Genomic DNA, 16,818 nt, shown 5'->3' with positions numbered 1-16,818 from the left:
AGCACTCAACATTAGGTTATCGCTCGCCGGTTCAATATCTGGAAGACTGGATGAAGAAACAAAATCAAGAGAATCTGGCTGCATGACAGTCACCTGATGGTGAACTAATTACCGAGGGAAGCTCATATCTCTAATTTTCATATTTGCAAACTAACCAAATTGGTTCGTTAAAATAATATCAATCTAAAGCCATCCACGTTGCAATTACAATAATAATACCTTAATTATAGCAATCAAAAGTCCTGGCTATTTCTTAAATAGCATATGAAAACGTATCAGGAACTCAGTAACAAAGACAAAAGGAAATTTGTTTGGACAAACTTCCTTGCTACTTTCTCATTCAATTTCTTGTTTGTAAGCTCTTATCCATCTGCGCCAACAAAGCACTATCCAATGTCGCCCCCAATCCCGCCAACAAAGCCGCCATCGCCCTATCACTGTCCTCATCTGGGATCGTGGTGTCACTGGTGCTGGCTGCATTACCCGACATCACCCCTGCCGGTATCTGAATCGCACTGCTGCTTGATACTGCTTGCAAGTTCGTTGCCGTTATCGTGCTGTTGCCTGTGGTATCAGCCGGTGTCGCCTGGCTGATGACGGTCGCATAGGGGTTGGCTGCTGCCACTGACCTGGCCATGGCACTGAATCGTGCTGATGGTGCTGCCTGAACTGGCAAGCCAGCCGCCTGGAAGCTGCGGTTGTTGGCGATGTAGATGCTGCTGTTCCAGTTGTTGACGATGACATTGCCATCGATCACCCCACTGCCCCCTTGCACTGTTGCCCGTGGCGCCAAAATGCTGGCGTTGAGGGATACATAGTTAAACGTCAGTTGTTGTGCTGTACTGAAGTTGAACAGGGTATTGTAGTTTCTGAAGCCATCTGGCATGCCACCTTGCATACCGCCGCTGTCACCGCTGACATTGATGATGATGGTTTGGCCTGGTGTGAGGTTGATGAAGTTGGCATACGACACATCCATCAAATCAGTGCCGTTGACGTTGAAAATTTGGGCCGCGTTAGTGCCATCCCCTTGGAAAGTCATGCCACCGTACTGTACTGTGCTGCTGCCATTGGCAGGCAGTGCTGCCAGGCCGGTGGAGAGGTCGGTCAGTTGCGTCTGGGTGTCTGCAAAACTGAATGGTGGCGCGGCATGCACGATGTGGTCTGAATCTGGCAGGTTGTTGGTGTTTTGCGTGTTGCCATAGGTGGCTTGCCCGTGGAAGGAACCACCATGGAAATCCAGCTGATTACCCACGACCAGGGACAAGCCCTGATAGTTTTTCTGGGTAGTGTCTATGCTGTAGGCGGATACGGCAAAGTTATGTCCTACCGCCACGGCACCAGCAACTTCACCTGCGCTGGAATTAAAGTCATTGAATACAAAGGCACCAAACTGCGCTGCCAGACCCAGATTAGCACTGGTCAATGCTGGTGGGGCAACGGCCGTCACGGTCAGGTTGACGGTGGCCAGATTGGAATCTGCCTTGCCATCGTTGACTAGGTAGCTGAAGCTGTCATTACCGACATAGCCTGTGGCGGCTTTGTAGGTAAAGCTGCCATCGGTATTGAGGGTGACAGTACCATGGCTGGCGGTGCTGATGAGTTTGCTGGTCAGGCTGTCGTTGTCCGCATCGGTCGCTGTGGCCAGAGGATTAATGATGAAGCTACCGACGTTGTCGAGGGTGATGCTTTGATTACTGACCACGGGGGCGTGGTTGACCTGTACAGGTGTACCGCCATTGTCTACAGTGACTGGGGTGAAGAAGTGGTAGGCATTGATTTGCACACCAGAGTTCCAGTTGTTGACGATGACGTTGCCGTTTACCACGCCAGAGCCACCATTGATGCTGGCATGCGGAGCCAGGATGTTGCCATACACGCCGGTATTGATGCTTAGCTGTTGGGCGGTGCTGAAATTGAACAGGGTGTTGTAACCATCAAAGGCGTCAGTGACACCACCATCAAAGCCAGAATCACCAACAACGTTGACGATGATGCTTTGGCCCGGCTGGATGTTGTCCAGATGGGTGTAACCAGCGCTGGCAAAGTCGGCACCGCTGACGGTGAAGATTTGTACAGCAGAATGACCATCACCAGTAAAGGTCAGGCCGCCGTATTGCAATACCACGGCACCAGTTGCTGGGGTACTGGCCAGCTTGGTGCTGAGGGTGGTCAGTTGGGCCTGGGTATCCGCAAACGAGAACGGTGGTGCAGCATGGATGAACTGGTCATCAACCCTTTGGCCATAGGTGTCTTGGGCATGACCATAAGAGGCCGTGCCGTTGATGCCGCCATTGTGGTCTGTCAGGTCATTGCCAACGATGAGGGACAGGCCGTTGTAAGGCAGGTTGACATCATTGACGCTGTAGTTGCTGACGTTGAAGTTATGGCCGACAGCAACCGCACCCTGCACATCACTTTCTGTGCCAGTGAAATCATTGAAGGCGAAGACGTTGAATTTGCCGGCTATGCCCAGATCGGCATTGATGCCTGCCTGCGTGACAGGGTTAACGTTGATGCTGACGGTGGCGATATTGGAATCAACGGTACCGTCATTGACAACGTAGGCAAAACTGTCTGTGCCACTGTAATTGGCAACGGGGGTGTAGGTCCAGGTATTGTCTGGATTCTTCACAACCGTGCCATGGGCTGGCTGGGTGGTGATACGAACACTAAGGACATCGCCTGTATCAACATCTGTGGCGTTGGCTAACAGGTTCAGTATCTTGCTGCTGCCGCTGTTGAGGCTGATGCTTTGTCCTGTCAGGACAGGGGCATCGTTGACGGGAACAACGTTGATACTGACTGTAGCAGTATTGGAATCAACTGTGCCGTCATTGACAACATAGGCGAAACTGTCGCTGCCGTTGTAGTTGGCGGCAGGTGTGTAAGTCCAGGTACCGTCAGTATTTTTCACGACTGTGCCATGTGCGGGCTGGGTCGTGACACGTACTGTCAATACATCGCCATCAACGTCGCTGGCTGCGGTCAGCAAATTGAGTTTGGTAGCATTGTCTTCCAGCAGACTGACACTTTGATTGCTCAGTGTCGGCGCATCGTTGACGGCTGTTACCGTCAGGCTGACCGTGGCGGTGTTGGAATCCACAGTACCATCATTGACGACATAGCTGAATGTATCACTGCCGTTGTAGTTGGTGGTAGGTGTGTAAGTCCAGGTGCCGTCAGCGTTCATCGCTACCGTACCGTGTGCTGGTTGGGCAGTGATACGTACTGTCAATACATCACCGTCAACATCATTGGCTGTGGACAGCAGGTTCAAAACTGCTGCGCTGTCCTCTGCCAATGTGCGGGATTGACTTGCCAGTATTGGAGCATCGTTCACCGCAGTGATGTTGAGGCTGACAGTAGCAATATTGGAATCCACCGTGGCGTCATTGACGACGTAGCTGAACGTGTCACTGCCGTTGTAATTGACGGCTGGTATGTAGGTCCACGTGCCGTCCGCGTTCTTCGCAACCGTGCCATGTGCTGGCTGGGTCGTGATACGCACTGTCAACAAATCGCCATCCACATCTGTTGCCGCATTCAACAAGTTCAATACCGCAGTTGTGTCTTCTGCCAACGTACGAGACTGATTTGCTAATACTGGTGCATCGTTCACTGCGGTTACGTTCAGGTTGACGGTGGCAATATTAGAATCAACGGTACCGTCATTGACCACGTAGGCAAAACTATCACCTCCGTTGTAGTTGGCTGTTGGCGTGTAAGTCCAGGTGCCATCCGCGTTCTTCACGATTGTGCCGTGAGTTGGTTGGGTGGCAATACGGATCGTCAACGCATCACCATCAACGTCGCTGGCTGTGGACAGCAGATTTAGCTTGACAGTATTGTCTTCAAGCAGGCTGACACTTTGATTGCTCAGTGTCGGAGCGTCATTGACAGCTGTTACGGTCAGGCTGACTGTGGCAATATTAGAATCAACTGCACCGTCATTTACAACATAGCTGAATGTGTCACTGCCGTTGTAGTTAGCGGCTGGGGTGTAAGTCCATGTACCGTCCGCGTTTTTCGTCACTGTACCATGTGCTGGTTGCGTGGTGATACGCACTGTCAATGCATCGCCATCCACATCGGTTGCAGTATTCAACAGGTTCAATACGGCTGTTGTGTCTTCTGCCAGACTGACGTTGCTGTTGTTGACCACCGTCGCATGGTTGACGTGTGCTACATGAAGGCTAATGGTGGCTTCTTGTGAATCAAGCTGGCCATCGTTGAGGATGAAGCGCAGGCTGTCGTCACCGTGAAACAGTGGGTTAGGTACATAGGTGTAGCTGCCATCTGCATTGGCGGTGAGGCTGCCATGGCTTGGCTGGGCGCTGATGCGTACACTGAGTGTGTCGTGCTGTGCATCTGTGCCATAGTCAGCAAGACGGATGGTGATGTTGCCGTCTTCTTGCAGTTGCAGGCTGGCGTTGTTGGCCACCGGTGCGGTATTGGCTGGCTGGACATGGAAGTGCACCGTCACGCTGGCTGAATTGGCAATGCCATCATTGATGTGATAAACCAGGCTGTCTTCGCCGCTGTAAGTGCTGTTGGCGGTGTATGTCCAGGTGCCATCGGCATTGATGACCAGGTTGCCGTGGGCAGGCTGGGTGTCGATGACGGCGCTGATGCTGTCGTGATCCACATCGCTTGCGGCTGGTGCCAGCAGTGGATCAAAGCTATAGAATTTGCCTGCAGTGACACTGGCATCAAGATTGCCAGAAACCACGATTGGTGCATGGTTGACGTGGTTGATAGTCAGATGAACAGTGGCGATGTTGCTGGTATTGGCTGCGTTGTCAGTTGCCCCCGATCCGGCCCCTGCCCCTGCATTGTCAATAGCGACACCAACCACAGTATAGCGATACTGGAAGCTATCTTCACCATAGTACAGGGCTGACGGCATGTAGCTGATAGTGCCATCGGCATTGACGACCAGGCTGCCATGTGCTGGCTGGGTTGTGATTTCCAGTTGTGGTACAGCAGCGGGTATGCCGAACAAGTCATTGCTCAACGGGTTGAGAACAACGGCCTGGTCTTCATTGGTGCTGATGCTGTCATCAAACGCAACCGGTTTGCTGATGAGTTGGATGTCACGCAGGCTGACATGGCTGTTGCCAGCACCAAAACCAAGCAAGTCAAAGGACAGCAAGGCAGGTGTGGCCGCAATGGTGGCACCATTGTTCATACCTTGTTGCAGGTCGATGTAGTACGTGGCACTGCCATCTGGGTGTATGACTTTGCGTACAGTCTGGGCCAGGTGTTCTGTGCCATCGGTCTGGATGTTGAACAAGGCATCGCTATGGCTTAAACCATCAGTGCCAACCAGGGCTGCACCAGTATTGGCGTTCAACAAGGCAACCTCAAAGGCGTCTTTAGGACCAGCTTCATCATCACCAATCAAACCGTTGCTTTGCAAGTCTTGGCTGCTGATCGTGAAGGACAGATATCTGTCACCAGGGTTGAGCATGAAGGCTTGGGACAGGTGGGCGTTGGCGGATGTGCTTTCGCCCAGGGTTACGCTGCCTTGTGGGGTGGTGGTGACATTGCCGGCGGTTTGCCAGCCAGTAGTCAGGTTGCTACTGAACCCGGCTGTTGCCGAGGTCGGTTTAAATTGAGCGATAGTGCTTACCGGTGCTGGATTGGTCATAGTCCGCCACACAACAGACGTGCTGTTCGCATTGCCGGATGGATTGGCAGCTAACAGTGCCTGTACTTTGGCGATATCGCTAGCACTTGGCAGGCGACGCATGCCAGGGGCAATGATACCGTCCATGGCTTCTGTTTCATCGCTGGTGTCACCCAGGCCAAGGACGTGACCCAATTCATGGATCATGACGGTCAGTAGATCAAGCTTGCCTTCGGCTGGGCTGCCTGCATTGGCCACGAATTCATTGGCAACATTGCTTGCTGTGAAGTCAGCATTGCCAGACGGATTAGGATCGATGTACCAACCCCAGCCAGCGGCATTGCTGGATAACGTGATTGTATTTCCAACTGCTTGTGCGGCGACACGGTCTGGCAATTGACCTAAGTTAACAGACAAATTTGTTAAAAATTCCGCACGAACACCAGCAACTGACCAATAAAGCTTAGCGTTACTTAGCTGACTGGCGATATCATTTGAATCTATCGATTGGTTAGTATTTACAGTACCTTGCAGGCCAACAATTTGGTTAAATCCTTTACCAGTCGATGGCTGGGTTTGCATAGGTTGAGAGGTAGTCCCTTTCGCGTCAATAACTTGCCCATAAACTGGCTTATTGAACGCAGTTTGTTCTGGTCTATAAACCCAGAGATCATTTTTGGCATCAAGAATGTATAATTCTCCCAATCCTTTGATCGGATTGTCTTTAAGGGCACCTACAATTTCAGATGCCTCAATAGGCACCAAGGTATGCAAAAGATTTACACTTATTGATGAAGATTGCTTAACCGTTTTGCCTTCGATTGTCTCTAGGATTGAACTCAGCAAGGTTTTGATAGTGCCATCAGGACGTATCTTATCTCCACCTAGTGGCGTGTAGTAATCATTCGTTCTTGAGTTTTCTAAAACGTCAGGTCTTCCCCTGTTAGTTTGTCCTGGAACGTTCGGACTCGGATACTCCAAACCCAAATACGAATTTGGATTTTTATCATTCAAGTAAATGACTTCTATACCGCGCTTCGCCTTAGCATCGCCAAGCTCTTTTTCACCTGTTTTTGAAAGAAATTCTTTAGGTAAATGCTCATATTTTTTTGGGTCAGGCACAAAATCATTTGGAACGACAGTTCCGTTAGGATCTCTGACTGGAAATTTTACCAACTCAGTCGGCCCCTTGTTATGTACCCATGTACCAAACAAGCCAACAAAATAGGTGTGAAAGTCCTCAACTTCCAAGTTGTAAACGGTCGTTTTTCTTTCGGTTTTTTTCAATTCAATGACAGTGGCACATGAGCCTGTAGCCAATTTAAGTCTTTGCCCTAGTTGGAGATCACTAACTGTTACCCAGCCTATTCCCTCGACCCAAAATGGATGTTCTTCTGTAGCATAAATGAATTCCACTTCTTCGTTTTGGTTCTTGATTACCACGTCCCAAATGCGTTTTTCGAAATGCTCGAAGAAATTTAGAATTTTACGATATGCTATTTCCCCAGTTTTTTCGTCACGTGACAAAACCTCGATGCCTGGCTCAAGGAATTGAATTTCAACTAGCCCATATTTTGTCCAGACGAACGTACCTTCATCAAAACATGCGAGATCCGGCCCTGCACTTTCCGGCCCTGCACTTTCCGGCCCTGCACTTTCCGGCCCTGCACTTTCAGCATTATTAAACGCTTCATCCAGCGCTTTTTCGCGAGGTGACGAAGCATTTCCGCTGGTTTCTGTCTCACACTCATTGTGGACCCAGACGCCTGCCTCACCAACGTAATACGTGTGAAAACCTTCTACTGTGAAGTTATAGACTCGTGACTTGAAAACTCCACCAATTGCAGGTGCAATTTCATTGTTAGCACTGGAGTTTAAAAGTTTCATATTGTCATTACCCAAATCAATAAGGAGATTTTCGCCACTGAGATTATCTTTTGCTGAAACAATATCAGGAAATTGTGTGTAATGAACTTTACTTGAACTTAGCAAGATCGCCTCAGAACCATCAACTAGTTCCAATTGCAAGCCAGGGTGCAAAGATTCTGCTGCGACCCAGCCTTTTCCATTAATCCAAAATGGGTGATCTGCTGTTGCAATAACGAAGTCCATATGACGATTCTCAGTCTTGGCAAACTGAACCAAATAGACTTCTTTTTCTTCATATGTGAATGTCGTCAATACTCTTCTATAAGCGCGTTCACCTTCAAATTCAGATTGCGACATTACGAAATCACCAATGCGAATTTTTTCAATTGGTGTCAAACCTTTTTGGGTATGCACCAACGTTCCTGCCACGAAGCAGGCTTTGTATACCCACTCACCTTTTTCATTGATGTGTCCAACCTGATCGCAGGCTTCGGCAAAGGCTTTTTCTTCGACTATCCTTGGCTCTTTAGTCGATTCAACAAGCTTACCTTCTGCATCTCTCTTGGCAGATTCGACTATATAATCCTTGCCGGTTTCAGCCTCTTTAATATCACGGGTGACAGATTCATCAAACACGCCGCGCTTCAATTGCTGCGCGTTTTTACTCATCTCTTTGTCTATACGTAAAAGTTCTTTTTCCTTCATCATTTTGCTGAACTTTGTACCAATACCCAACGAGCCGCCAACGGCTTTATAGGCAATAAGACCTTCAATGAACTGTGCTTGCGCATCGATAGAGTTCCCCCTCATTTTTGCTTCATTTACGTAATAAGCGGTGGTCCCTGCCACTAACAAAGGATTTGATTCGATCATAACCTTTCCAAGGTGCCCGACTATTTCGTACCAAGGGGTCTCGTCATCTATCATTTTCTCGGTATCGGTCATGGCGGGCAATGTCGGTTGAGTACCAAACAATGAACTTTCCCCGGCTGCTACAACCCTGGCTGCCACGCCCATTGTTCCAGCGCCAAAAGCCATGTAACCAGAAATCCATGCTTCCACGCCTTTGCCAACACTTGCCAAGGCTCTTTCCGCAGTTGTGCCTGTCTTTGTGTTGTAATCAACGCTATCAAGCACATTTTTTGCAGCCTGCATTTTTTCGTCATACCCTTCGGTACTTCTTCCCTGTAGGGATCTGTAGGCCCAGATAAGACCATTTCCGTAATATGAAGTTTGCGCTCCTAAACGTATCAGCAATGTGTTCCAAGTTCCGTTAGATGTATCTTTAACTATCGGTGTATTGATATCTGGTTGATTTTGCTCAGCGATAGGTTCTTTTGCTTTTTCTGCCAAGCTAATGGCTTCATCGAACATACTTGGTGCCAGCACCTTTAGATATGGCACATTCTGCAATGACAAAGACGGTACTTTTGCGTCTGAGAAAGATGCTACGTCATAAATAAAGCCGAATGACTTGCCGTTATAGGCGCTGTCATAGCGGGCAGGTTTTACTGCTTCGATTTGTTCACCTGTTACCGAAAGGCGATCAATTGGAATAGATAATTTCCGGCCTGCGTCCTGTGCGTCTAACGCCGCCTGTACAAGTTGAGTCGCATTCCATACGAACATGGAGTTATACATAATACTGGTATGTTCACCCCCGGTGTATCTACCGGATGAGTCGTTCACCACCGCTGTGACGTATAACATGCCACTTTGATCCAAGGTCATTTGATTAAGTGCCACCCCCGGGATTGGTGTGGTCGCACCCAAGAAGACAGGGGCACCGTTCACACCAAACGGATCTTGAATGACGCCGATTTTACCGCCGATTTGTTTTCCCAAACCTTGATTGAGGGGGAAGTTAGCATCATTAAAAATGAAATTATAATCAGCGACCAATGCATACGTTATTCCTTTATAACTGAGAAGAACGGTCCCGGCAGCACGCAGTATGTCTTGCTGATCTTTGCGCATTAACCAATCGCGATCCGAAAGTTTGGGAGTCAATTCAGTAACAAAGACATTCGATTTCTTCTTCAAATTGCCCGTTACTGGATCAGTGGCAAATGTAATCCCAGCTGTCCCACGGATGTAATCTTTTGCATTGGAAACAAAAAATTGCCCAATTTTTTCACCGCTGGTTATATATTGCGGGGCTTTTCCTAAATTAGAACCGGGGTAATCAGACATGCGCATGATGTCGATATTCTTCGGATCTATTTTTCTCTTATTGGTAACGCCATGAAGATCTATTACGACTATATTGCCTGGTGTTGGCAAAGGATAATTAATAATCGGGATAGGGGCAGTCGGAACTGTAACTGCAAGGTATCGCCCGTTATTAATAGCAATATCAAGATACCCCTGATGCGCGATCACCCCTGGCAGCGTTAATGTTTGCTGCGTTTTTAAGAATTCGGCCCCTGAGGAATCAATATTGATACGTATCAATGCGCCGCCGCTGTCACCATGGTCACTGCCCTCCGCAACATAGAGCCAACCGTCATTCACGGCTAAGCTAGTAATCGGGGCAATGCTGCCTTTAACGACATAGGTTGCGACGATATCCTGGGTTACCGTGTCGAGCACATAGATCTTGCCCCCCTTGCCCGCAATAAACGCCAAAGTACTATCATCTGCAAATACAATTTGGTGTGTATAAGTACCTGTTAATTCAAGGGGCTTACCGAGGTTATCTACTTTAACTTCGAAAAGAAAATCTGGTAACGGAGTTGAGCCGGGAACAAAGACCGTTGAAGGCTGATAAATTTCGATGCCACTCTTAGTTGTAACGAGAACATCTTTCGATGCCGTTGTCGGTGCAGCACTGACCAATTTACTATAAGAGGGTGCTTCAAAAACTTTTTCATTGGCAATTACATCACGCGCCGCCGAATCAGAAAGAGGCTTACCTGGTTTTTGTTGTTTTTCAGAGTCTGGAATATCTGTGGCACCAGGGAAACGTCGAATACCTGTTGCTAACTCCTGGTTCATGACATCTTGATCGCTATTGTCGCCGGCAACGTAGGCAATGGAGCCTAGTTGCTGAAGTAAGGTCGTCAGCAAATCAATTCTTCCGTCCGCACCACTTCCTGGAACGGCAGAAAAACTACTTAAAGTTAGGCTATTTTGATAGTTGCTATTATCAGTATTAACGTTCCATCCCCAACCTGCACCAGTTGCTGAAATTTTGATTTTAATGCCATTTGTCGCGCCAAGTTCATTGGCATCAAAGTCTTTAATTTCAATACCGACATTTTTGAATGTATCTTCAGAAACACCTGCATTGATCCACATTTGTTTTGCTGTTTCTAACGCAGATTGCGCCTCATCAAAAGTCAACCGATTGCCATTAAAATTTTCTCCCTTTGTAGGCGCAAAAATTACGCCTAGCTTGTCGGGACCTTGCAAAATATCTAGTGTGTCATACCATCCTGGGGGTAAGCTGCCGCGTGGTGAACGTTCGATATAAAGATCATGCTGCGACAACGCAACGCCAGGCGGTAGCGTTATCTGGACCGAGCCATTCGATTGAAGTCTAACGTCAAATGCTTGCCAAATTAAACCATTAACCGGTGCATCGCCAGTACGGCCAGGTTTGTCCAATTGATCGCCGATTGGAACTAGCCAAAGTTTCAATTTGAAATTCTCCCCCGATTGCGATGGGGGGATAAAATTCACACCACTCACCGTTAACAAGCGAGTGTTAGGATTGAAGTCTACATTTTGTATCGCTGGCTTTGTAGGCGGTAATTTCGGTGGCACTGGATAAGTTACCTTCGAATTCGGCAGGAAAGCTTTGTCCGGCATTTCAAATTGGTAAGAGCCTTCAAGGGTGTACTTTATAGCTGTTACCTTAGAAGAAGAAAACAGATCGAGTGCAGCATAGGCCATGACAGCTGTAGGCACCATTGCACAGAGCGATAATTGCGCCCAGATTGCGTTGTAGTCAACGAGGGCAGCAGGCATGCGTTGCGCACCTGTATTGGGGTCAACAACAGCCTTGCCAGTTACCAATATATTACCGCTAGCGGTAACACCTACGTAAGGTTGACTGGCAGTATGAGCGAGGCCATCACTGCCAATCACACCGTCGTCCATCAACCACCACGTTTTATGGCTAACTCCGTCGGCGTCGTTGATTGTTCCTTCTTGCCAGAACATAACTTGCGTACCAACTGCCAGCGTAGTCGGTTTACCCGTTTGTGGATCAATTGGGCCATTCACTTTTATGGCTAACTGGATAGGCAAACTAGACGTGGCGCCAGCTAAATCGACGGTAACTGCCCCCAATGCATTGAGCTTGTCACTCGCTGGGAACGGCATATCTACATCACTCAGCTTCAAGGTCTTGATCGATGCGACAGTGTCTCTCGTAAGCGCATTAACGCCGATCATCAGGGTATTTCCGTCAGTATCACGACTTACCACACCATGATTTACTGTCGCTACAGTTGGTCCGACATTTGCTGCACGCACACGTAGCTGAAGTGTACCTTGCAACCCGTTATTGACCACCGTAATTGTAGCGGTGCCCCCCACCTTTGCTGTGATCAGGCCATCAGGTGAAATGTCGGCCACATCAGAATTACTAATGAAATATTTCGTACCGGATGTGGCGAACCTGATGTCGGTACCTAATAAACTTCCGGCCAGTAAATGTACATCAATTTGGCGCTGCCCTATTCCTGATGGCAGGTCTATTGAGGTTGGATAAATGTTCATCTCGTTGCCAAATCGGTCCAAATCAGGAGCGGTCGGATTGCTACTTGATTTGATTACATTTTTGGTCGAAATATCTCCGACAGAAACGGTGATAACCGAAGTACCAATATTTTTAGCATGCAGGAAACCTTCTGCATCAATGTCAATGACGTTGGTGTCCGAGGATTGCAAGGTAACATAATCTGCACTCAAGACAACGTCAGCCTGATCAGCGAAGTCACCAGTAATTTGGAGTTTATCTGCACTTCCCAGCATTATGGCAGGCAGGCGGGTTACATGTATGCTGCGTAAAGGTGCCGCACTTACATTTACGTTAACGACGATTGGAGAACTGACAGAAAAACCATCATCAGCTTGCACGATAACGTTTGCCGGTCCGGCATAACCGGGCGAAGGGAGAAAAGTAATTGTCTGGCCATCAGCATTAACACTTGCCGTCCCGTTGGTGGCACCAATAATACGCCACGCAATTTGATCTCCCTCCAAATCGTGAGCAATATTTGCCAAACTGATTGTTGCGGGTAAACCAACATGCGTAGGAAATATAGTTGCTGCTTTATCAGTTACAGTGGGTGCCCGATTGACCTTCAATCCAAACATGGTAGCCAGAATCTGGCGATCGGCCTGAGTAATTTGACCATCGCCATTGATATCTGCCACCACTGTATTTGTGCTGCCAGTAACGGTTGCCTGTGCGAATAATGCGCTGTCGAGGCCGTCTACATTCCCATCACGATTCAAGTCGCCGGCGATATTGATGCGCACAACGGCGCTACCACTACCGCTGACCGTCAACAGTTTCATACCTGCTTCTGTGATTGACAACAAAGTCAGGTGATGACTACCAATTTGGCTACTTCCCAAAATTTGAGCACCCGATGCATTCAATTGCACATCGTCGCCCTGGGTTTCTACCGCAATAATCAGGCGCCCGGCAGCACCGGGACTCTTGACGGTAGAAGCAAGTTCGCTATCTCTGACAGTAAAACTAAGATTAACTGGCTGACCTGGATTTAGATTACCGTTCCAGCTATTAGCGTCTGCATTTTGAGCATTGTTGCTGCTGTTTACCCAATTTACGGGGACACCAAGATTTGCCGTAATATGATCTTGTATTAAATTACCATCAGCATGATAGCCAATCTGAATTCCAGTATCGTTGCTTCCCAATTGGCGCGTCAGCATGAGTCGCCCCGCGTTGTCGTAGCGGTAGGCTATTGCTATGCCGTTAGCGGTATTTCCCTGATCCGACGGCCCACTGACCTGGATGATTTGTCCTTTATCATTACGCAGGAACGTCACACGAGCGTTAACATCTGCGCCGACAAGAGCGACACTGTTATCGCTAACCTGCCATTGCTGACCGTCCGTAAATTGTATGCTGGTGATCTTGCCCATGACGTCAAGCTGATAACGAGTTCCGTCAGGGCCAGTGAGTGTATACGCCTCGGCCTGCCATGGCAAACCTGTGGTTTGATCATATAGATGATTACCTTGCAGTTGCAATGCCTGTGGTAAGGCATTCAACCCATTTTGGGAGTTTAAACTGGTTGCTTGTAACGTCCAGCCTTGATCCTGAGAGAATAACGGACGCACGACATCAGGTGCACCATGGGAACTACCAAGTGCTTCAACGCTAGTGCCAAGTTTAAAACTCAAGGACCGACTAACAGCGTCCGGACTATTCACACTAGAAGGTACTTGCAACCATATGCGTGCCCCGATCTGCCATGGCGCAGTAGCTCCGAGGACATCAGTGCTTGGCTGATCTGTACTGATGTGAGTATTGAATAGACTCAGGTCCCAATTACCCAAATTGGAGGAAGCGTTTTGTGTACTTCCGCTCAAATTAGCAAGATCCCGGTTAAGCGCAAAGCTGTGTTGACCCAGCTTGAAGCTGGCGTCGTTGCTGCTGGACTGACTTAGGTTCTTGTTGGCGCTATCTATGATGACGCGGCTGCTGATTTCACTGGTGCGGCCAGCCAGGTCCCATGCTGTCAAGCGCAGGCGGTAGACGCCATTAGCAAACTGTGCCGGGTCCAGGGAGGTCAGGTCAAGCTGGCCTGTGCTGTGGCTGGCGTTTGTGGTGACGCTGTTGAGGGTGGTCCAGGTGCTGGTGCTGTTAGCATCACCACCGTTTGCAGGAGCAATCTGCAGCTTCCAGCCCATCAGTTGGACTTCATTGAGCGTAGCCTGTATCAGGCTGGCGTTGCTGATGCTCAGTGGTGCAGTAGTCGCATCGCTGCTGGTCAGCGCTCCACCCCAGTTCAGTATCGGGGCAGTGTTGTCTTGTGGATCACGCACGCGTATGGTTTGGGTGGTTATGTTGCTGAAACCATCTACATCACTGGCTGTGACTTCCAGTTCCAGCAGACCAGGCTGCGCCGGATTAAGTTTGATACGACCTGTCGCATCAAGATTAACACTGGTCCAGTTACCAACACTGCTGTCACTGTTAATGACACGCATGCGGGTATGGATGTCTTTGATGCTACTGTAGGCACTGGCACGTACTGTCGCCAATACGGTCTGACCTGGCAGAACCGGCGTAGATGGCGTCAGATCAACCAGAATTGCCGGTTGGTTAGCATCAGCGTCTGCGACAACGCGCAAGGTAAATACTTGCGTCGCAATTTGCGTACCATCAAAGATGCGGGCTTTGATGTTCACATCGCCAAGCTGTGCAGGGCCAGGTGTCCAGTTGAGTTTGCCGTTGACGGCATCATAAGTGGCACCTTGCGGCAAATTATCAAATGCAATGCTCAGTGCCTGGGTTTGTGCTTCACCATCAGCGTCAACAACACGCAGGCCATCAGTTGCTTGTGTCAGACTACCGCCCTTAACCACAGGCAAGCTGAAGCTTTGTCCGACAACGACAGCGTGATTGCTGACTTGAATTTCTGGCGCACGGTTTACGTCCAGCACACGCACTTGTACGGTAGAGATGGTAGTAGCTTTGCCGTCAGTAGCAACAAAGCGGAAAGTAAATATTCCATCTTTTGCATGCAGGTTATTGACGGTATCGGCGTCTGGCGTCCATTCAAAATAACGACTTTGGGCATCAAACTTCACACCTGCGGGTGTGTCCTGATCGCGCAACAAGCTCACACTGGTGATATCCCCATCCGGGTCAACATCATGCAGGCTAAAGCCCAACGTATCCCCTTCTCTTACCAGTTGCAATGGCGTTTGCATGACCAATGGGGCCTGGTTGACGTTGGCAACATGAATCTCGATCAGGTGATCGGCATAAGCAGCACCATCGGTGGCGCGCAGGTTCAGATGGTACACACCTGCCGGGTCAGCAGCAGAAGAACTTTGTGCAGCCAGCATGCTGGGTGTCCAACTGAAGGTGGCTCGGGTCTGGCCATCGCTGCCGGTGGATGTTTGCATAGTCATGCCGTCTGGCATGCCTTTGACGGCCCAGTTGATGGCATCAAAGTCAGTATCACGCACCAGTACCGTGACAGACAAAGGCACGCCTTCGCTGGCGTTGACGACGCTGGCCGTGGTGCTGGTAGAAACCAGTTGTCCGCCGCTGGCCTGGACGTTCAAGACTTCTGGCGTGCTGTTGGACGCACGCACAACAATGCGTAAATCAGTGATGACGGTATTGGGTTGGGCCACAAAGTCTTCTGGCAGAATGACGCCAGAATTCGAAGGAGGCAAGCCACTGTCGCTGACTTCAAGGCTAATGTCGTGTCCACCCAACTGGGCTGCAGTGGGTGTCCATACCAGCCAGGCCTGACCGTATTGCGGATCACGCACAATCTGTGCACCGTCTGGCAAGCCCTGGGCGGCGAAGCTTAAAGCATCTTGATCAGGGTCGGTGACGCTGATGGGGATGCGCAGTTCCTGGCCGACGACGGCAACGGAGCGTGGGGCGACGCTGACGACTGGGGGTTCGGTCAGGCTGGTGGCGGACAGGACAAAACTACTAGACACAGAGAGTGCTTTTGTTGGATCACCGCCACCGTCATTTTGTGCGGTGACAATTATCTGGTAGTCACCTCGGTTGTTGGCACCAGGTGCAAAATGCAATGTAGCTTTTGCGTTACTTCCTGATCCCGTTTGTGTAAAGGTCGCGAAACGTGGCAAGCCTGTCACTGTCAATGTAACTGGTTGTCCGTTAGGGTCCGTCGCGGTGATAGGTATATCGATGCTGCTGCCTTCAGCGACAGATGCATTGCTAATGCTACCGAATACAGGAGCACTGAAACTGTCTTCTACTGTAATGGGGATGGTGATTTGACTGGATGCAGGTACGCCAGTACCGTCGCCATCATCTGTTGCAGTCACTGTGATCTGGTAGGTGCCCGCTTGCGTGAAACCAGGTGTCCAGTTGATTTCCAGTGTGTCTTCATCAAAAGTGGCACCTTGTGGTAAGCCGGTCACTACATAGTGGACACTGGATGTCCCTACCCCATCACCTGCTGGCGATTGAGGTAATAGGCGAATTTTTGGCTTAAACTCGGGATTATCTGGGTCATATGCAAACACACTGACTTGCAAGGGCTGTCCTTCAAGAACATGCCAGGTTTCAACAGAAGCAAATTGCGGTCCACCATTGGCATTCAATACATTAAACG

The 16,818-nt window shown here is 49.2% G+C and carries 1 protein-coding gene (running past one end of the window); it reads right to left on the bottom strand.

Translation table 11 applies throughout. The annotated features are described in order from the left end of the window. Positions 1-340: 340 nt before the first annotated feature. Positions 341-16,818, bottom strand: partial view of a tandem-95 repeat protein gene (locus tag ACO0LM_RS27290; protein WP_423041876.1) — the 3' end only. Its footprint extends 22,576 nt past the window's final position; 16,478 of the gene's 39,054 nt are visible here — the last part of the coding sequence; its start codon lies beyond the right edge, outside the window; the stop codon is at positions 341-343.

The sequence above is a fragment of the Undibacterium sp. Di26W genome, from assembly GCF_049340265.1.
Lineage (GTDB): Bacteria > Pseudomonadota > Gammaproteobacteria > Burkholderiales > Burkholderiaceae_D > Undibacterium.
Note: the sequence above shows the minus strand (reverse complement) of the source record. Positions and strands in the feature narration are given on the sequence as shown.